Origin of the sequence: Streptomyces sp. NBC_01669 (assembly GCF_026339735.1) — a bacterium.
Taxonomy (GTDB): Bacteria; Actinomycetota; Actinomycetes; order Streptomycetales; family Streptomycetaceae; genus Streptomyces; species Streptomyces yanii.
This window is the reverse complement of the sequence record NZ_JAPEQG010000001.1, coordinates 3,336,497-3,354,214: the sequence shown is the minus strand read 5'-3', so window position 1 is coordinate 3,354,214 and position 17,718 is coordinate 3,336,497. Positions and strand designations below refer to the sequence as shown.

18 protein-coding genes are annotated in these 17,718 nt (G+C 70.6%); 10 read left to right on the top strand and 8 right to left on the bottom strand.

The features are described from left to right. Positions 1-71: 71 nt before the first annotated feature. Both OG972_RS14685 and hisN read right to left on the bottom strand, forming a co-directional pair. On the bottom strand, positions 72-473 hold the full coding sequence (locus tag OG972_RS14685; RefSeq protein WP_266981710.1) for a cyclic nucleotide-binding/CBS domain-containing protein: 402 nt from the start codon (positions 471-473) through the stop codon (positions 72-74). A 182-nt stretch (positions 474-655) separates the two neighbouring features. Then, positions 656-1,456: a histidinol-phosphatase gene (gene hisN / locus OG972_RS14680; protein WP_266981708.1), complete on the bottom strand. Its 801-nt coding sequence runs from the start codon at positions 1,454-1,456 to the stop codon at positions 656-658. A gap of 122 nt (positions 1,457-1,578) precedes the next feature. Between hisN and OG972_RS14675 the strand changes: the two genes are divergently transcribed. Then, entirely contained in the window at positions 1,579-2,187 is a 609-nt protein-coding gene (locus OG972_RS14675) for a TetR/AcrR family transcriptional regulator (RefSeq protein WP_266981707.1), read from the top strand. A 90-nt stretch (positions 2,188-2,277) separates the two neighbouring features. Here the strand turns inward: OG972_RS14675 and OG972_RS14670 are convergent, their stop codons facing one another. From OG972_RS14670 to OG972_RS14655, 4 genes are all read right to left on the bottom strand, one after another. Next, positions 2,278-2,601, bottom strand: coding sequence for a multidrug efflux SMR transporter (locus OG972_RS14670; RefSeq protein WP_259928749.1), 324 nt, complete (start codon positions 2,599-2,601; stop codon positions 2,278-2,280). 85 nt (positions 2,602-2,686) lie between these two features. Beyond that, entirely contained in the window at positions 2,687-3,703 is a 1,017-nt protein-coding gene (gene rsgA, locus OG972_RS14665) for a ribosome small subunit-dependent GTPase A (RefSeq protein WP_266981705.1), read from the bottom strand. 3 nt (positions 3,704-3,706) lie between these two features. Beyond that, positions 3,707-5,023: a 3-phosphoshikimate 1-carboxyvinyltransferase gene (gene aroA, locus OG972_RS14660; protein ID WP_266981703.1), complete on the bottom strand. Its 1,317-nt coding sequence runs from the start codon at positions 5,021-5,023 to the stop codon at positions 3,707-3,709. A gap of 103 nt (positions 5,024-5,126) precedes the next feature. After that, positions 5,127-5,840 (bottom strand): M50 family metallopeptidase, encoded by a 714-nt coding sequence (locus tag OG972_RS14655; protein WP_266981701.1) that lies wholly within the window; start codon positions 5,838-5,840, stop codon positions 5,127-5,129. Positions 5,841-5,892: 52 nt separating this feature from the next. On the opposite strand from OG972_RS14655, the gene OG972_RS14650 reads away from it, so the two are divergent. The 9 genes from OG972_RS14650 (at position 5,893) to OG972_RS14610 (ending at position 14,568) form a co-directional block, all read left to right on the top strand. Further along, positions 5,893-6,708 carry an SOS response-associated peptidase gene (locus OG972_RS14650; protein WP_266981699.1) on the top strand — a complete coding sequence of 272 codons (816 nt, stop codon included), beginning with the start codon at positions 5,893-5,895 and terminating at the stop codon, positions 6,706-6,708. A 9-nt stretch (positions 6,709-6,717) separates the two neighbouring features. Beyond that, positions 6,718-7,377, top strand: coding sequence for an alpha/beta family hydrolase (locus OG972_RS14645; RefSeq protein WP_266981697.1), 660 nt, complete (start codon positions 6,718-6,720; stop codon positions 7,375-7,377). Between the two features lie 324 nt (positions 7,378-7,701). Beyond that, positions 7,702-8,358 carry a sigma-70 family RNA polymerase sigma factor gene (locus OG972_RS14640; RefSeq protein WP_266990480.1) on the top strand — a complete coding sequence of 219 codons (657 nt, stop codon included), beginning with the start codon at positions 7,702-7,704 and terminating at the stop codon, positions 8,356-8,358. Beyond that, the gene (gene rsrA / locus OG972_RS14635) at positions 8,355-8,666 is read left to right on the top strand and encodes a mycothiol system anti-sigma-R factor (protein ID WP_266981695.1); all 312 of its coding nucleotides are present in this window, start codon (positions 8,355-8,357) and stop codon (positions 8,664-8,666) included. The genes OG972_RS14640 and rsrA overlap by 4 nt, the downstream gene beginning before the upstream one ends. 201 nt (positions 8,667-8,867) lie before the next feature. Continuing rightward, entirely contained in the window at positions 8,868-10,316 is a 1,449-nt protein-coding gene (locus OG972_RS14630; RefSeq protein ID WP_266981693.1) for an HD-GYP domain-containing protein, read from the top strand. Beyond that, on the top strand, positions 10,313-11,584 hold the full coding sequence (locus tag OG972_RS14625) for an HD-GYP domain-containing protein (RefSeq protein ID WP_266981691.1): 1,272 nt from the start codon (positions 10,313-10,315) through the stop codon (positions 11,582-11,584). Before OG972_RS14630 ends, OG972_RS14625 begins: the two co-directional genes overlap by 4 nt. Positions 11,585-11,676: 92 nt before the next feature. Then, the gene (locus tag OG972_RS14620) at positions 11,677-12,669 is read left to right on the top strand and encodes a tetratricopeptide repeat domain-containing protein (RefSeq protein ID WP_037689618.1); all 993 of its coding nucleotides are present in this window, start codon (positions 11,677-11,679) and stop codon (positions 12,667-12,669) included. A gap of 123 nt (positions 12,670-12,792) precedes the next feature. Continuing rightward, a complete protein-coding gene (def, locus tag OG972_RS14615; protein WP_266981689.1) occupies positions 12,793-13,431 on the top strand; it encodes a peptide deformylase in 639 nt (212 codons plus the stop codon). Positions 13,432-13,830: 399 nt separating this feature from the next. Then, complete coding sequence (locus OG972_RS14610) at positions 13,831-14,568, top strand: D-Ala-D-Ala carboxypeptidase family metallohydrolase (RefSeq protein ID WP_266981688.1); 738 nt, start codon at positions 13,831-13,833, stop codon at positions 14,566-14,568. A gap of 134 nt (positions 14,569-14,702) precedes the next feature. Here OG972_RS14610 and OG972_RS14605 read toward each other — a convergent pair whose 3' ends face one another. Next, a complete protein-coding gene (locus tag OG972_RS14605) occupies positions 14,703-16,610 on the bottom strand; it encodes a family 20 glycosylhydrolase (RefSeq protein ID WP_266981687.1) in 1,908 nt (635 codons plus the stop codon). Positions 16,611-16,714: 104 nt separating this feature from the next. Further along, a complete protein-coding gene (locus OG972_RS14600; RefSeq protein WP_266981686.1) occupies positions 16,715-17,689 on the bottom strand; it encodes a GlxA family transcriptional regulator in 975 nt (324 codons plus the stop codon). Positions 17,690-17,718: the final 29 nt, after the last annotated feature.

Genomic DNA, 17,718 nt, shown 5'->3' with positions numbered 1-17,718 from the left:
CCCGTCGACGATGGGCCTGTCCCCCTTCACCGAGGGGGACAGGCCCATCGGCCGTACGCACGTGGGGGAACTCAGCCGACCAGCTCCACCGGGTGGCGCCGGGCAGGTGCCCAGCAGCGGATGATGTCGCGGACCGAGACGATGCCGACGGGCCCGTGGTCGTCCAGCACGATCAGATGGCGGAATCCGCCGTGTGTCATGGCCTCCGCGGCCTCTTCCAGGGTCCAGCTCGGCGCGGCGAAGACCACATCGTTGGTGGTGTGGGTGGACGCGGTCTCGGTATCGGGGTTTTGGCCGGAGCCGACCGAGTTCAGGATGTCGCGCTCGGTGAGAATGCCGATCCCGCTGGTGTCGCGGTCGAGGACGACTGCTGCCCCGATGCGGCGTGCCGACATCAGTTGGGCCGCCTGGCGGAGCGTATGAGTGGGGCCGATAGTGAGGACCATCGTGCTCATGGCGTCACGGACGAGCATGAAGGGAGCCACCTCCTTCGTGAAGCGACTGCGTGAGTCGATTCACAAGTTCACAAGTGGGGGGACTCTCAGCGTTGCATCCCTGGGGGAGTCCAACAAGGGGTGTGTGGAGATCATTCGAGGGGCGCGCGGAACTGCACCACACGCCCCTCGGGGTCTGCATACGTCGTGACGGTCCGGGATCAGTAGCGCTGGTTGAGATACCCCAGCAGCTCGTGGTGGAGCAAGCCGTTCGAGGCTGCCGCGTTCCCGCCGCCCGGACCGGAGACTCCGTCCAGGCTGGTGAACCGGCCCCCCGCCTCCTGGACGATGATCGCGTTCGCCGCCATGTCCCAGAGTGAGAGCTCCGGCTCCGCGCAGATGTCGACGGAGCCCTCGGCAACCATCATGTACGGCCAGAAGTCGCCGTACCCACGCGTACGCCAGCAGGCCCGGGTCAGGTCCATGAAGCCGTCGAGCCGGCCCTGCTCCTCCCAGCCGGTCATCGAGGCGTACGCGAACGAGGCGTCCGCGATCCGCTCGACCTTCGAGACCTGCAGCCGGGTCGCGGAGGTGAGGCTGCGGCCGGAGTACGCCCCCGCGCCCTTCGCCGCCCACCAGCGGCGGCCCAGCGCGGGCGCCGACACGACACCGACCACCGGCTGGAACCCGTTCTCGCCCGCCTCCATCAGTGAGATCAGCGTCGCCCAGACCGGGACGCCGCGGACGTAGTTCTTGGTGCCGTCGATCGGGTCGATGACCCAGCGGCGCGGACCGGTGCCCTCGATCCCGTACTCCTCGCCGAGGATCGCATCGCGCGGACGTGCCCGATGGAGGTGGCCGCGGATCAGTTCCTCGGCGGCCTTGTCGGCCTCGCTCACCGGCGTCATGTCCGGCTTGGTCTCGACCTTGAGGTCCAGAGCCTTGAACCGGTCCATCGTCGCCGCGTCGGCGGCGTCCGCCAGCACGTGGGCGAGGCGCAGATCATCGTGGTAGTCGGGCATGTCGTCACAGTATCGACCGCAGGTGAACGGGGCTACACGGCCCCGGAGGCTGCTCGAAGTCTTGACAGTGCCCAGTGGCGCGTCAACTCTGAACCGCAGAGTCCCTGGCGTGGGAGGCGACGATGCCGACAGCGCGCGAAGCATTGCTGGACGCCGCCCTCTCGGCGCTCACCATCCGGCCCTGGCCGACCGTGCGGATGGTCGATGTCGCGTCCGCCGCCGGGGTCTCCCGGCAGACCCTCTACAACGAGTTCGGCAGCAAGGACGGCCTGGCCCGGGCTCTGGTCCGGCGCGCTGCCGACGGCTATCTTGCCGGTGTCGAACGGGCGCTGGGATCGCCCGGCGGCACGGGGGACAGGCTCGCGGCGACCGCTGCCTGGACAGTGCGGGCGGCCCGTACGAACACCCTGGTCAGGGCGTTGCTCACGGGTTGCTGGAGCGAGCGATTACCCCGTCCCGTACGCCTGGCGGCGCCGACCGGTTCGTCCGTACCGGCGCAGCGGCGGGCCGATGCCGGACCGCCCACCCCCGTCGAACTGCTCGGTCTGGTGTGCGATCGCGCGGTGGCCGCGCTGGACGAGGGGCGCCCGCCGCACGACCCGGCGGCACTGGCCACGACCTGCGAGATCGCGATGCGGCTCGCGCTCTCGTACGCGGTCGCCGCGTCCGCCCTCCCCTCGGACGCGGCGCTGCTGGTCCGCGAGGTGATGGAGCGGTGGCCCGCGGCGTGACGGGCGGGCCACCGGCGCGCCCGGAGCGCGAGCGCTGCGGGCGCGAGGCGCCGGACGTGGAGTGGCCGGGCACAGCGCCGCCTGTCACTGTCAGTGGGACGAGCCCGACAGCTGCAGTCCGATCACACCCAGGATCACCAGCGAGATCGACACCAGCTTGAGGGTGGAGACCACATCGTCCAGGAAGACCATGCCGTAGATCGCGGTGCCCGCCGCGCCGATGCCCGTCCAGACGGCGTAGGCGGGCCCCACGTCGAGCTTCTTCAAGGAGAGCGTCAGCAGCCCGAAGCTGCCGAGTGCGAAGACGCAGAACGCGATGGTCGGCCAGAGCCGGGTGAAGCCGTGGGACAGCTTCAGACAGACGGCGAAGCCGGTCTCCAGAAGCCCAGCGACCACGACCAGCAGCCACGCCATCGTCAGTGCCCTCCCGCGTCGGTGACTGCTCCGTCCTGCTGAGCGCGATTATGCACGTCAGCAGCAGGTCGCAAACGTACCTGGGTCAGTCGCCTTCGCGTCGTTCCCGGGTGGCCAGCAGCCGGTGCAGGGAGTCCAGCCGTGCCGGATCGGCGTGCCCGGCGGCGACCCAGGCACCCAGCGCGCATTCCGGTTGGGTGGCGTCATGGGTGCAACCGCGGGGACAGTCCTCGGTGCCCGGCTCCAGGTCGGGGAACGCGTGGATGACCCGCGAGGGGTCGATGTGGTTCAGCCCGAAGGAGCGCACTCCGGGGGTGTCGACCACCCAGCCGCGCCCGTCCGGCAGCGGCAGCGCGAGCGCCGAGGTGGTGGTGTGCCGACCGCGGCCCGTGACCGCGTTGACGACACCCGTCGTACGCCGCCGGTCCTTCGGCACGAGGGCGTTGACCAGGGTGGTCTTCCCCACACCGGAATGCCCGACAAAGGCGGTCACCCGGTCGTTCAGCTGCTCGCGCACCCGGTCCGCCGCATCGCCGTTCTCCAGCTCCTCGCGGCTGGTGACGATGTACGGGACCCCCAGTGGGGTGTACGCCTCCAGGAGCTTGTCGGGCGATGCGAGGTCGGACTTGGTCAGGACCAGGAGCGGGGAGAGTCCGCCGTCGTACGCCGCCACCAGACAGCGGTCGATCATCCGCGGGCGGGGTTCCGGATCCGCCAGGGCGGTGACGATCGCCAGCTGGTCGGCATTGGCGACGACCACCCGCTCGTACGGATCGTCGTCGTCCGCCGTCCGCCGCAGCACCGAGCGGCGCTCACCGATCCGGACGATGCGCGCGAGGGTGTCCTTGTCGCCGGACAGATCGCCGACGATCGAGACGGTGTCGCCGACCACCGCGGCCTTCCGGCCCAGCTCCCGGGCCTTCATCGCCATGACCGTACGGCCGTCGACGAGACACGTCAGGCGGCCGCGGTCCACAGTGAGGACCATGCCTTCCTCGGCGTCCTCGTGTTTCGGGCGGGTGTGTGTACGAGGCCGGTTGCCCTTCGGGTTGGGGCGGAACCGGATGTCGTCTTCGTCGGGGTTCTTGCCGTAGCGACGCATGATTCAGGCCCCGAGCATTCGGGTCCACATCTGCGGGAAATCCGGCAGGGTCTTGGCGGTTGTCGCCACGTTCTCGATCTCCACTCCGGGGACGGCAAGGCCGATGATCGACCCGGCGGTTGCCATCCGGTGGTCGTCGTACGTATGGAAGGTACCGCCGTGCAGCGGGCGCGGCTCGATGTGCAGCCCGTCGGCGGTCTCGGTGACGTTGCCGCCGAGCTCGTTGATCTCCTTGGTGAGCGCGGCCAGCCGGTCCGTCTCGTGCAGCCGCAGATGTGCGACACCGCTCAGTGTGGACGGGGAGTCGGCGAGGGCCGCGACCGCAGCGATGCCGGGGGTCAGTTCGCCGACCTCGCCGAGGTCCACGTCGATGCCGTGGATGCGGCCCGATCCGGTGAACGTCAGACCGCGCTCGGTCAGTTCACAGCTGCCGCCCATGGCGGTGAAGATCTCACGCAGCGTGTCACCCGGCTGGGTGGTGTACTCCGGCCAGTCCGGGATCGTCACCCGGCCACCCGTGACCAGCGCCGCCGCGAGGAAGGGCTGGGCGTTGGAAAGGTCCGGCTCGACCGTCAGGTCGCGGCCGAGCAGCGCCGACGGGGACACCCGCCAGACATTCGGCTCGCCGCCCGTCTCCGGCTCGTCGACCTGGGCGCCGACGGCCCGCAGCATGTCGACCGTCATCCGGATGTGCGGCATCGAAGGCAGCCGGGAACCGGTGTGGCGTACCTCCACGCCCTGGTTGAAACGCGGCGCCGACAGCAGCAGCGCCGAGACGAACTGGGACGACGAGGAGGCGTCGATCGCCACCGGGCCGCCGTCCAGCGCCCCGCCACCGTGCACGGTCATCGGCAGTGAACCGCGCCCGTCGTCGTCGATCCGGGCGCCGAGCACCCGCAGCGCGTCGATCACGCCGGTCAGCGGCCGCTCGTACGCACGCGGGTCGCCGTCGAAGCGGATCGGACCGTCGGCGAGGGCGGCGACCGGCGGCAGGAAACGCATCACCGTTCCGGCGTTGCCGACGTCGACCGTGGTGGGTCCGTGCAGCCCGGCCGGAATGACCCGCCAGGCCTCGCCGGAGCCGTCCGGGCCGACGCCCTCCTCGATGCCGACGCCCATCGCGCGCAGCGCCTGCGCCATCAGCAAGGTGTCGCGGGAGCGCAGGGGGCGGCGCAGCCAGCCCGGCTCGGCGGCGAGAGCGGCCAGGACCAGCGCCCGGTTGGTGACCGATTTCGATCCGGGCACGATGACGGTCGCGTCGACGGCCCCGCTCGCATGGGGGGCGGGCCAGAGGGCGGGGTGCACGGAACTTTCGGTCATGGACCTCACTTTAGTGGCTCGCCGCAATCCCAGATCTTGATCAAATCAGCCGAAACCGGGGCGTAATAGAAGCATGGTAGGCGCCGCCGCGGGCTGTCGTCCCTCACCGGCCGAGCATCCAGCGGCCGCCGCCGATCAGCGAGCAGATCGACACCGCATGGAAAAAGCCCAGCCACAGCACGGCCGGCACATCCGTGAGCCGTGACAACTGGTCCGCGTCCGAGTCCGGCGCCCCACCGCGCCGTCGCTTCGACTGCAGCTCGAACGCCGGACGTACACCCCCGAGCAGCAGGAACCAGACCACGGTGTACCCGAACAGCGACTGCACCGCGGGTGAAGCCAGCCAGGAGACCAGCAGGAACGCCGTACCGGTGAAGATCACCGTGAGCGCCCCGTACAGATTGCGGATCATCACCAGCATCACCGCGAGCAGCGCGGTCGACACCCACAGCAGCAGCGTGATCCGGCCGTCGGTGAGCAGCCAGGCGCCGCCGAGTCCCAGCAGCGGCGGCGCGGTGTACCCCGCCGCCGCGGTGAGGATCATGCCGACGCCGGTGGGCCTGCCGCGGCTCACGGTCAGCCCGCTGGTGTCCGAGTGCAGCCGGATGCCTTCCAGCCTGCGCCCGCTGACCAGGGCGATCAGCCCGTGCCCGCCCTCGTGGGCGATGGTGATCGCGTTGCGCGAGAGCCGCCACAGGACGTTCGGTACGACGGCGATGAGCGCGACCGTGGCCGTCACGACCACCAGCCACTGCTCGGGTGCGGGCTGGGTACCGAAGACGCGATCCCACAGATCGCCCAGTTCGGTGCTGTCCATGTGGGGGCGGCTCCTTGCGGTCGTGGCGGTGGGTCGTGGCAGTCTGGCACTTATGTGCGGACGGTATGCAGCGAGTCGGCGGCCCGAGGATCTGACCGGACTCTTCGGCGTCGAGAAATGGGAACCGGCGGAGGCACTGGAGCCCGACTACAACGTGGCGCCGACCAAAGGGGTCTACGCCGTACTGGAACGTCCCGTGAAAGACGCGGATGATCAGCGCCCGGTTCGCCAGCTGCGGGCCCTGAAGTGGGGACTCGTCCCCTCGTGGGCCAAGTCGCCCGAGGGCGGAGCCCGGATGATCAACGCCCGCGCGGAGACCGTCCACGAGAAGCCGTCCTTCCGCCGCCCCTTCGTCTCGCGCCGCTGCATCCTGCCCGCCGACGGCTACTACGAGTGGGTCACCGGCGCCGACGAGCGGCAGCTGGAGGAGAAGGGGAAGAAGAAGCGGCCGCGGAAGCAGCCGTACTTCGTGACGCCCGCCGATGGATCGGTCTTCGCGATGGCCGGACTGTACGAGTTCTGGCGTGATCGGACGCTGCCGGACGACCACCCGCAGGCCTGGTGGGTGACCTGCTCCGTGATCACCACCGAGGCGGAGACCACCCCGCTCGCCGTTGCCCCCGCCGAGGGCCCGGGCGCGCTCTCCGACATCCACCCCCGGATGCCGCTGATGCTGACCCCGGACCGCTGGGACGCCTGGCTGGACCCCTCGCGCACCGACGTCGAGGAGCTGCGGGCGCTGCTGGCACCGCCGCCCGGCGGACTGATGCGGGCGTACCCGGTGGCCACGGCCGTCAGCAACGTCCGCAACAACGGGCCCGAGCTCCTGGAGGAACTGACCGCGGCGGAGGTCGGCACGCTCTTCTGACCGGGCAGGATGGGCGCTGTGAGTCGTAGAGAGACAGCCCCGACGGCCGAGACGGTCGACACCGCCACCGGGCCCGCCCGGATCACCTGGCTGCCCGCGCGCAGACCTCGCCTGGTGCTCGCCGTCAGCCACGGGGCCGGTGGCGGCATCGAGGCCCGCGACCTCCAGGCACTGGCCGCCGCACTGCCCGCACGCGGCGTGACCGTCGCCCTGGTGGAGCAACCGTGGCGGGTCGCCGGGAAGAAGCTCGCGCCCGCCCCGAAGACCCTGGACACCGGCTGGCGCGACCTGTGGCCCGCTCTCACCGCACCCGGACTGCCCGTCGTCGCCGGCGGACGCAGCGCAGGCGCGCGGGTGGCCTGTCGCACGGCGGCCGAGCTCGGCGCGCACGCCGTCCTCGCGCTCAGCTTCCCGCTGCACCCGCCGGGCAGACCGGAGAAGTCCCGCAAGGACGAGCTGCTCGGCGCTGGCGTCCCCACGCTCGTCGTGCAGGGCGGCCACGACCCTTTCGGTCGGCCGGCCGAATTCCCTCCGGGGGAGTACGAGATCGCCGAGGTGCCGTACGGGGACCACGGCTTCGCCGTACCGAAGAAGTCCGGACTGACCGAGGACCGGGCGATGGAACTCCTCACCACTGCCGTGACGGAATGGCTGGACCGACTCCCGTGACGCAGGCCCGTACATCCCCCGGGTGGTTCGGATCACACCCGCGGACGACCCGGCGCACCCCGGGAATGTTGCGTCGGGGACCACTGTTGACGGGGACATCGGTACATCAACGTCCTACGTGGAGAGGGAGTCCGTCGCATGGGTTCGACCATCTGCCCGCGCCGCTCGAACGCCGCTGACCTGGAGTGGACGGTGCTGCACGCGGCGAAGACCACCCCCGGGCGGGCACGGAGCGGATCGGAACGACAGCCCGCGTCGAAGCAAGGTCGACTATTCTCCGATTCGAGCGGGTCCGGTCTCGGAACCGCCACAGCGTTGGAGGAGGTGGGTCCGGTCACCGGTACCGACACAGGGACCGACGACGGCCGCGCGGAGGAGACGACCGCCGAGCGCAATGCGCGCTTCGAGCGGGACGCCCTCGGTTTCCTCGACCAGATGTACTCGGCCGCGCTGCGCATGACGCGCAATCCCGCAGACGCCGAGGACCTGGTTCAGGAGACGTATGCGAAGGCGTACGGCTCCTTCCACCAGTTCCGCGAGGGGACGAACCTCAAGGCGTGGATGTACCGCATCCTCACCAACACGTTCATCAACTCGTACCGCAAGAAGCAGCGCGAACCCCAGCGCAGTGCCGCCGAGGAGATCGAGGACTGGCAGCTGGCGCGCGCCGAGTCGCACATGTCCACAGGTCTGCGCTCCGCCGAGTCGCAGGCGCTCGATCACCTGCCGGACTCGGACGTGAAGTCCGCGCTGCAGGCGATTCCCGAAGAGTTCCGCATCGCGGTCTATCTCGCCGATGTAGAGGGCTTTGCCTACAAGGAGATCGCGGACATCATGGGGACTCCTATCGGTACGGTGATGTCCCGACTGCACCGGGGCCGCCGCCAACTGCGCGGCATGCTGGAGGACTACGCCCGTGAACGCGGGCTCGTCCCGGCCGGCGCCGGAGAGTCGGACGATCGGAAAGGCTCGGGCTCATGAGCTGCGGAGAGCCGCACGAGACGGACTGCTCAGAGGTCCTCGATCATCTCTACGAGTTTCTCGACCATGAGATGCCCGACAGCGACTGCACCAAGTTCGAGGTGCACTTCGAGGAGTGCTCCCCGTGCCTGGAGAAGTACGGGCTGGAGCAGGCGGTGAAGAAGCTGGTCAAGCGCTGCTGCGGTCACGACGACGTGCCGGCCGACCTGCGCTCCAAGGTGATGGGCCGGATCGATCTGATCCGCTCCGGGCAGGCCGTGCCGGACCAGGACGTGGTGGCCGACCTGCCGACCGCCGCCACGGACTGACCGGCGGCCACCCCCGAGGACGGGGGCCTTTTCTGCACGCCGAGGGCGTGCCACGACTGTCGTGGCACGCCCTCACGCGTACTACCTGCCGACGCGTGCCCTTCACCCGAACGTGCTAATCGGGCTCAACCGTGCTCGACCGAGTGCCCAACTCGCTAGCGTGGCGCCTCCATTGACCTAGTTGGGGGGCGGGCAGGGCGGGTGAGGGGCACCGGGGGTGCGGCGCGCATGGTCATTCTGGCCGCCGCGGTCTGCGCTGTCCTCTGTGTGCGGCGCGCGCTGCCGCCCGGCAGTGCGGAGGTGCCCTGGGGCACCGTCGGTCTGCTCACCGGGCTCTATCTGGCCTGTGAACTGCCCGGACGCCACCCGTTCTTCGGCAGCTCCGTACCGATCAGTGCCGGATCGTTCTTTCCGCTGCTGCTCGCGGCGGCGTTCCTGCTGCCGCCCGCCGCCGCGGCGCTGGTCGCGATCCCCGGCTCACTCGCCGGCCGGGTGGAGAATGCGCCCGTCGCGGCCCGCCGCGTCTGGCGCACGGCCCAGCTGGTGATCACTGTCTGGGTGGCGTCGACCGTCCACGGCCTGCTCGGCGGCGGCGCCACGCTCGGCGGGCCCGACCCCGGCCTGCTGCCCGACTTCCCGTACGCCGTCCTGCCCGCCTGCGTCGCCGCGCTGGCCTTCAGTCTCGTCCTGACCGCCCTGGACGGCTCGATCCTGGCCGCGGCCGAACGGCTGCCCGTCAGGCGGGCCTGGAGCGGGCTGCTGCCGAGCTCGCTCGGACCACACCTGGTGCACGGGCTCGCCGGACTGATGATGGCCCTGCTGTGGCGCAGCTCGTACGGGCCGTTGTCGGCGCTCTTCGTCCTGCTGCCGATGTACATCTCCTGCTGGGTCTTCTCCCAGTACCACCGCCAGCAGGCCGCACACCGCGCCACCATCCGGGCCCTGGTGCAGGCCGTCGACATCAAGGACACATACACCCGGGGGCACAGCGAGCGCGTCGGGCGGGCCTCCGTGCTGATCGCCCGGGAGCTGGGCATGGCGGAGGACCGGCTCGAAGTGCTCCGGTTCGCCGGGATCCTGCACGACGTCGGCAAGCTCGGCGTGCCGACCCGGGTGCTGCGCAAGGACGGGCCGCTCACCCCGGAGGAACGGCGCGTGATCGAGCTGCACCCGGAGTACGGCCACGAGATCGTCCGGGGCATCGGCTTCCTGGGCGAGGCGCGGGCGGCGATCCTGCACCATCACGAGCGGCTCGACGGCAGCGGCTACCCCTACGGGCTGAGCGGCCGGGAGATTCCCGAGTTCGCACGGGTCGTCGCAGTGGCCGACGCGTTCGACGCGATGACGTCGACGCGGTCGTACCGCAGGGGACGGCCGGTGCCGGTGGCGGTGGAGGAGCTGAAGCGCTGTGCGGGGACGCAGTTCGATCCGCAGATGGTGCGGGCGCTGGCGCGGGCGGTGGAGCGGTGCGGGTGGGCTGCGGAGTCGGTGGCGGTGACGGCGGACGAGGCAGTTCCGTTGCCGGGTGCGGGTGCGGGTGCGGGTGCGGGTGCGCGCTCCGGGTTTGTCCGGCAGGCGTCTCGTCCTCGGCCGCCGGACGGGCTCGACGGTGCGGACGGGCTCGACGCTGCCGCGGAACGTCCCCGGTGACCGGCGCCGTCCCTGCCGTTCGTGGCGGTGCCGTTGCGCTCGCCCTCGGGGGGCTGGCCCACACTCTCTGGCACGGAGTTCATGAACCCTGGCATGCCCTTGCCTTCGGGGTGCTCATCACCGTCGGCGAACTCGCCCGCTGGGGTGCGCTGCCCGGGGAGCGGGAGCCCGCGCCGCTCGGGGCCGCCGGCGCGCTCGCGTACGCCCTGCTCGGCCGCAGTGGCGGGCAACCCACCACCCACGGGGTTTTTCAGGTCATCGCCGTTCTCGTCGCCGCGCAGCTCGTCGCCGCCGTGCCCCATGTGGCGCGCGGCAGCGGGCCCACCGCCGACCAGCTCGCCCGGCGGATCGTCACCGTCACGTTCGCCGCCGTGTGCTTCCAGCCGCTCTACAACTCCGGCCGGACCGCCGACTGGTTCGGCGACGGACCGTTCTTCGCGCTTTTCCTTCTCGTCCTGCTCGGGCTCACCGCCCTGTGCGATGCCGTGCTCGGCGCCCTGCTGCTGCGCTCCGGCGCCTTCCCCCATGGCTTCCGGAGCAGGGGAGGCACCTCCATCCCGTACGGACCGCTGCTCCGCGACGAGCTGCGCGCCCTCCTCGGCATCGGTTCGGCGGTCTGCGCGACCGGTGCGGTGATGGCGCTCGGGGTCGCGGTCGCCGGGCTGTGGGCGCTGCCCGTGCTCTGCGTACCTCTGCTGCTGACCCAGGTGTCGTTCCGCAGGTTCGTCGCCGTACGCACCACCTACCGGCAGACCATCGCCTCGCTCGCCCGGTCCACCGAGATCGCCGGCTACACCCCCCACGGGCATGCCCGCAGGGTGGCGGTCCTCTGTACGGCCGTCGGCCGGGAGCTGGGGCTCTCCGGGACCGAGCTCACCGTGCTGGAGTACGCCGCACTGATGCACGACATCGGTCAGCTCTCCCTCGTCGACCCGGTGCCCGACGGGGCGACCGCCCCGCTGCCCGCCGCGGAGCAGCGCCGGATCGCGCTGCTGGGCGGGGCTGTGGTCCGGCAGACCGGCGTGGACTCCGAGATCGCCGTCGTGGTGGAGCGGCAGGCCGACCCGTACCGCGAGCAGCCGCTGCCCGCCCGGATCGTCCGCGCCGTCAACGCATACGACGACCTCTGCGGGGAAGGTCTCAGCGGCCCGCTCGGTGCTCTGGAACGGCTCCGGCTCGGCACCGCCCACGACTACCAGCCGGAGGTGGTCGAATCGCTTGCCAAGGTCCTGGCCCGGGGCGGTCTGACCCCCGTCCCGCCTGGGTAACCCATGGGTAATGAGCGGGCGTCCTGCCAGGCATGGTTGGATGCGAAGGAGAGCGCAAGAACGAGGGTGTCCAGTCGGGACAGGCGGGAATCGTGAGGATCTTCGGGAAGGTACGGCATCGGCCCTCCGCCTCTTGGCGGCAGGCCACGGACCGCGCGTTCACGCTGATCGGCGACGGCCGGTACGAGGACGCGGGCGCACTGCTGACACGGGCGGCGGACCTGGAACCCTGGCTCTCCGAGTCATGGTTCAACCTGGCGCTGCTGCACAAATTCCGGCATGACTGGGAGCAGGCGAGAGCGGCCGGGCTGCGCGCCGTCGCGCTCCTCGACAAGGAGTCCGGCGCCCCCGACTGGTGGAACGTCGGGATCGCCGCCACCGCCCTGCAGGACTGGCCCCTGGCCCGCCGCGCTTGGCAGGCGTACGGCCTGAAGGTGCCCGGCGCCGGCCAGCACACCGCGGCGGCCAACAGTGAGCCGGTCGGTATGGAGCTGGGCAGCGCGGCCGTGCGGCTGTCGCCCGAGGGCGAGGCCGAGGTCGTCTGGGGCCGCAGGCTGGATCCGGCCCGGATGGAAGTGCTGTCGATCCCGCTGCCCTCCTCCGGGCGGCGCTGGGGCGAGGTCGTCCTCCACGACGGGGTGCCGCACGGCGAGCGGGTCACCGCGGCCGGGCCCTCGTACCCCGTGTTCGACGAGATCGAGCTCTGGGCGCCGTCCCCCGTACCCACCTGGGTGGTGCTCCTCGAAGCCGCCACGGAGGCGGACCGGGACGCTCTGGAGCAGCTGGCGTCCGATGCCGGGTTCGCCGCCGAGGACTGGTCGTCATCCGTACGGCTGCTCTGCCGGGCCTGTTCCGAGAGCCGGATGGAGAGCGACGAGGGTGACGGCGAGCATCTCGACCCGCACGACCACAGCGAGCCCGGCCATCCGGGTCCGCTCGGCCATCGCACCGCCGGAGACCTGTGGGTGCCGGAGCGCGAGTGCGGGATAGCGGCCCCGGCCGGGCTGGTGCGCGGGCTGCTGGACGGCTGGGTGGCGGACAGCCCGGACAGCCGTGAGTGGCGGGATCTCGAAGAAGTCTGCTGAGCCGTGCGTCTGCGGCCCGGCCGTAGGCGACTCCCCGCGATCGGGAGCCCGCTCCCTGCCGTGGGGGAGGCCGTTACGCTGTACGGGCATCGATTCGGGTTTTGAGGAAGGCGTACGGCGGACATGGCGCAGCAGGAGACGGACGAGCAGATCAGCGTCGACGACGAAGGCTTTGTCGTGGACACCGAGGACTGTGAGGCGCGTGAGGCGGCGTACCGCGAGCGCGGGACCTCCCGTCCGATCACGGTCGTGGGCAACCCGGTGCTGCACAAGGAGTGCAAGGACGTCACCGAGTTCGGTGACGAGCTGGGCCGGCTGATCGACGACATGTTCGCCAGCCAGCGGACGGCGGAGGGCGTGGGGCTGGCCGCCAACCAGATCGGCGTGGACCTCAAGGTCTTCGTCTACGACTGCCAGGACGACGACGGTGTCCGGCACGTGGGCGCCGTCTGCAACCCGGTGCTCGAAGAGCTGCCGCCGCAGGAGCGCATCCTCGACGACTCCAACGAGGGCTGCCTCTCCGTCCCGACCGCGTACGCCTCGCTGGCCCGCCCGGACTATGCGGTGGTGCGCGGCCAGGACGCCAAGGGCAACCCGGTCAGGATCCGCGGCAACGGCTACTTCGCGCGCTGCCTGCAGCACGAGACGGACCACCTGTACGGCTACCTGTACATCGACCGGCTCTCGAAGCGGGACCGCAAGGACGCGCTGCGGCAGATGGCGGAGAACACGCCGCGCTACGAGATCGTGCCGAACGACTAGTGCCCCTCCCGGCAGGCTTTGCCCCGTCGCGCCGCCCGGCACGCCCTCCCCCAAGGCCTTGAGGGCCAGGGGGGACCCCCTTCTGCGTCGGCCATAAGCCCTGGTGGCTCCTTCCCCAAGCTCTCGACTCCGTTCGAGCAGGGGAGACCTCATCCCGGGACGTCCGGCCGCCTTGCGATCGCACGCACCGGACGACGCTCCTCATGGGGCAAACACGGCCGGTCACGGCACCAGAACCTTCGGCGGGCCCGGTCCCGCCCCGCGTGCGGGGCCGGGCCCGTTTGCGTTCCTCCGCACTCCCGCTGATCCTCAACTGCCCTTTCTTCAAGCCTGGTTGACGCGCGTCGACCGTTCCGACAGGCTCTGCCTCCATACCTTCGTCGTGGTAGGGAGCCCCCCATGCTCAGACGTACCGCAAGACTCCTGCTCGGCCTTGTCATGACCATGGCTTTCACCTGGGGCGGGGCGGTGATCACCTCCGGCACCGCACAGGCCGACGGCTGCTACACCTGGACCCGCACCCTGTCCCCGGGCGCCACCGGCAACGACGTCGTCCAGCTCCAGATCCGAGTGGCCGGATACCCCGGCTACAACTCCGTACTCGCCATCGACGGCTCGTACGGCCCCGCCACCACCGCAGCCGTCACACGCTTCCAGGCCGCCTACGGCCTGGCCGCGGACGGCGTCGCCGGCCCGGCCACCCAGGCCAAGCTCTACGCACTCCAGGACGACGACTGCACGCCCATCCACTTCACGTACGCCGAACACAACACCTGCAACAGCACCTGGGCAGGTGGTGCCGTCGCGGCGGGCACGGCCAAGGCCAACGCCCTCAGCACGATGTGGAAGCTGGAGGCGCTGCGGCACGCCCTCGGTGACCAGTCCATCCGGGTCACCAGCGGCTTCCGCTCCACGGCCTGCAACAGCGCGGTCGGCGGCGCCTCGAACAGCCGCCATCTGTACGGGGATGCGGCCGATCTCGGAGCCGGGCCGCACGCCCTGTGCACCCTGGCCAAGGAAGCCCGTAACCATGGCTTCAACGGGATCCTCGGCCCGGGGTACCCGGACCACGGCGACCACGTCCACGTGAACCAGGGCCCCAGCCACTACTGGTCGGCGCCCAACTGCGGTATCTGACCCCGCACATGGAAGGGCCCCGCGCGCCGGCGATCAGGTGATCCGGCGGGCGGGGCCCCGTTCTGCGCGGCGTCAGGCGGATTGCACCGTCGGCCGGGGCGCCTCGGGCGGGTTGCGCCCTCGGCCGGGTCCGGTCAGGCGGCGCCCGCCATCAGCCGGGTCGCGCCCGTCGTCTGGACCGCGGCGCCGTCCGAAGCCCGCTCGGTCAGGTGCAGCTGCGAGATCGCGTTGCGCAGCGTCAGCGCACCCGCCCCGGTGTCCAGCTGCCAGCGTTGCGTGCGCGCCGTCGCCGAGCAGTTCCCGAGCGACAGCTCCGCCCCCACCTCCAGCGGCGCGCCCAGATACTTCTTGCCGCGCACCGCGTCCAGGCACTGACCGGTCTCCGTGGACCGCACCGTGTAGTAGCCGTCGGCGGTCGCCGTCAGCACCCAGGAAGCCGCGCTGCCCTTGACCAGGGACACACCCGCGTCCGCCCCGGGGGTGAGTGCCTTCGCGCCCGTGGCCAGCCGGTACGTACCGTCGGCGAGCGGCGTGCGGTCGGTGTTCTCCCAGCCCGGTGCGTGACCGATCCTCCGGGCCAGCGCCTCGAAACCGGCGTACGTCGGGCTCGGCTTCGGGCCGCCCCAGGTCGCCTGCGCCACGAATCGCAGCGGCATGAAGGTCTTCGCCTCGACCTCGTTCTCCGTCTCGGCCGCCGCGCTGTCCGGCCACAGGCTGATCTTCGCGCCGGTGAGGTCGGCTGCCCCCTGGGAAAGCGTCTGACCCTCGAAACGCAACGGCGTCCAGTCGCTCTCGTACAGCTTCTGCGTCTGCATCGTGAAGCCGCCGCGCACCAGGTAGAGCGAGTAGGCGGAGTTCATGACCGGCCGGCCCTCGGCCAGCAGCGAGGACGGCTGCTGGATGGAACCGCCGCCCAGCCAGTGCTCGACGGTGATGTCACGGTCCAGCGGGACGACGGTGTTCCTGCCGACGAGCCCGTCGTTCCAGATCCGGAGCGACCTGCCGTCCGCCTTCACATGCGCGTTGACCTGGTTGATGAAATCGGTGAAGAGATCGTCGGGAGTGGCCGACGCACCGAACTTCGCGGTCGCCGCGGCCTGCAGTTGCGGGTAGTTCGGATAGGAGGAGCCGATCATGTACTCGTCGGCGCCCATGTGCCAGTAGCGGCTGTCCCAGACCTTCAGCGCCTCGTCGACCATCGAGGTGTAGTACGCCAGTGCCTCGGGCCGGGAGATGTCGAGCCGGGGCGGGGAGGCGACGCCGCTGCGGTCCTTGAGCTGGAGCTCCGGGTGCTTCTCCAGGTAGGTGTCCATGTGGCCGGGGGAGTTGATCTCCGGCACGAGTTCGATGTGATACTTCCTGGCCATGGCGACCAGCGTGCGGACCTGCGCCTTGGTGTAGTAGCCCCAGAACGCGGACGCCGGATCGGTGTCGCTCTTGACCTTGGCCTCGATCCACAGCTGGTTGAGCTTCTGCGATGCCATGTCCTTCATCAGCCGCTCGAACCACTGCGTCGAGACGTTGATGTAGCAGGCGCAGACTCCGACTCCGCGCTCGCGGTACGCGGGCACATCGATCGCCGAACCGCGCGCGGCGCGGCCGTCGTCGTTCAGCAACTGGAGGACGGTCCGGCTCCCGTAGAACACACCGGTGGACGTCGCCGCGGTGACAGTGAGCCGGTCGCCCACGTCGAGACGGTAGCCCTCCGCGCCCAACTCGCCCTTCTGGGACGGGTCCTGGCGGAGCACGATGTCCCCGGAACGGGCCGCGCGACCCTGTGACACCGATGCCTTGCCGTTCAGTTCGCCGGAGAATCGGCCTGCGTCGGCGGCCGTACGACTGTCCCGCACCCCGTCCAGCACGATTCTGGCCCGGTCGGTGAGCGTGAACTCGCCCTGACCGCCCTGCCATTCGCGGAGTGCGGGCAGCACCTCGGGCGGGGCAGCGGCGGCCGAGCCGCCTTCGGCCGCCGCGCTCTGCCAGGGCAGCAGCGCGGCGGCGAGCGCAGTCACCACGGCTGCGATCGTCCTTCGTCTTGCCATCCGCATGTCCATGCGCCCGACCTTTGCGGGAAGCGGGGCCCGTGGTCCATGGACTGATGTGGAGAATGGTTGGACGAATGATCGGAGGTCAGGTCCGATGTGGATCAGGCGGCTTCGGAGACGGGTGTCGGGCCACGGAACGTGCGGCGGTAGGAATTCGGAGTGGTCCCCATGGACTTGACGAACTGATGACGCAACGCTGCGGCGTTTCCGAAACCGGTCCGGCCGGCGATCACATCCATCGTTTCATCGGAGGTCTCCAGCAAATGCTGTGCCAGCAGGACTCGTTGTCGTAGCAGCCAGCGGTACGGGGTGGTGCCCGTCTCCTGCTGGAAGCGGCGTGCGAAGGTGCGCGGCGACATGTGCGCCTGTGCGGCGAGCTGCTCGACGGTCATCTCCTGGTCGAGATGGCGCTCCATCCAGGCGAGCGTCCCGCCGACCGTGTCGCACGCGGTGCGTGGAAGCGGGCGCTTGATGTACTGCGCCTGGCCGCCGTCCCGGTGCGGCGGCACCACCATGCGGCGGGCGATGGCGTTGGCGACATCGGGGCCGTGCGCCTGACGGACCAGATGCAGACAGGCGTCGATCCCGGCGGCGGTGCCGGCCGAGGTGATGACCGGCCCCTCGTCCACGTACAGCACATCCGGCTCGACGACGGCCCGCGGGAAGCGGCGGGCCAGCTCGGCGGCGTGGCGCCAGTGGGTGGTGCAGCGGCGGCCGTCCAGCAGCCCGGCCGCGCCGAGGACGTACGCGCCGGAGCAGACACTCAGCACGCGCGCCCCGCGGTCCACCGTACGGCGCAGGGCGTCCAGGACCTCCTTGGGGTACTCCCGGTCCATGAAGTGGCTGCCGGCCGGTACGGCGACGAGGTCGGCCTCCTCCAGCCGGTCCAGCCCGTGCGGTGTGCTGATGGTGAATCCGGCATGGGTCTGCAGCACCGGGCCTTCCGCGGAGACCACCGCGAAGTCGTGGACCGGCAGGCCCTCGTCGCTGCGGTCGAGGCCGAACACCTCGCACAGCACGCCGAGTTCGAAGGGGTGGACCTCGTCGAGCAGGAGAGCGGCGACATTCTTCAGCATGACGTCAGTGTGGCAGCAATTCGATGCTG

Coding starts and splice junctions, on each gene's coding strand:
- OG972_RS14685 (WP_266981710.1), bottom strand. CDS start 473: ATGCTCGTCCGTGACGCCATGAGCACGATGGTCCTCACTATCGGCCCC.
- hisN (WP_266981708.1), bottom strand. CDS start 1,456: ATGCCCGACTACCACGATGATCTGCGCCTCGCCCACGTGCTGGCGGAC.
- OG972_RS14675 (WP_266981707.1), top strand. CDS start 1,579: ATGCCGACAGCGCGCGAAGCATTGCTGGACGCCGCCCTCTCGGCGCTC.
- OG972_RS14670 (WP_259928749.1), bottom strand. CDS start 2,601: ATGGCGTGGCTGCTGGTCGTGGTCGCTGGGCTTCTGGAGACCGGCTTC.
- rsgA (WP_266981705.1), bottom strand. CDS start 3,703: ATGCGTCGCTACGGCAAGAACCCCGACGAAGACGACATCCGGTTCCGC.
- aroA (WP_266981703.1), bottom strand. CDS start 5,023: ATGACCGAAAGTTCCGTGCACCCCGCCCTCTGGCCCGCCCCCCATGCG.
- OG972_RS14655 (WP_266981701.1), bottom strand. CDS start 5,840: ATGGACAGCACCGAACTGGGCGATCTGTGGGATCGCGTCTTCGGTACC.
- OG972_RS14650 (WP_266981699.1), top strand. CDS start 5,893: ATGTGCGGACGGTATGCAGCGAGTCGGCGGCCCGAGGATCTGACCGGA.
- OG972_RS14645 (WP_266981697.1), top strand. CDS start 6,718: ATGGGCGCTGTGAGTCGTAGAGAGACAGCCCCGACGGCCGAGACGGTC.
- rsrA (WP_266981695.1), top strand. CDS start 8,355: ATGAGCTGCGGAGAGCCGCACGAGACGGACTGCTCAGAGGTCCTCGAT.
- def (WP_266981689.1), top strand. CDS start 12,793: ATGGCGCAGCAGGAGACGGACGAGCAGATCAGCGTCGACGACGAAGGC.
- OG972_RS14610 (WP_266981688.1), top strand. CDS start 13,831: ATGCTCAGACGTACCGCAAGACTCCTGCTCGGCCTTGTCATGACCATG.
- OG972_RS14605 (WP_266981687.1), bottom strand. CDS start 16,610: ATGGCAAGACGAAGGACGATCGCAGCCGTGGTGACTGCGCTCGCCGCC.
- OG972_RS14600 (WP_266981686.1), bottom strand. CDS start 17,689: ATGCTGAAGAATGTCGCCGCTCTCCTGCTCGACGAGGTCCACCCCTTC.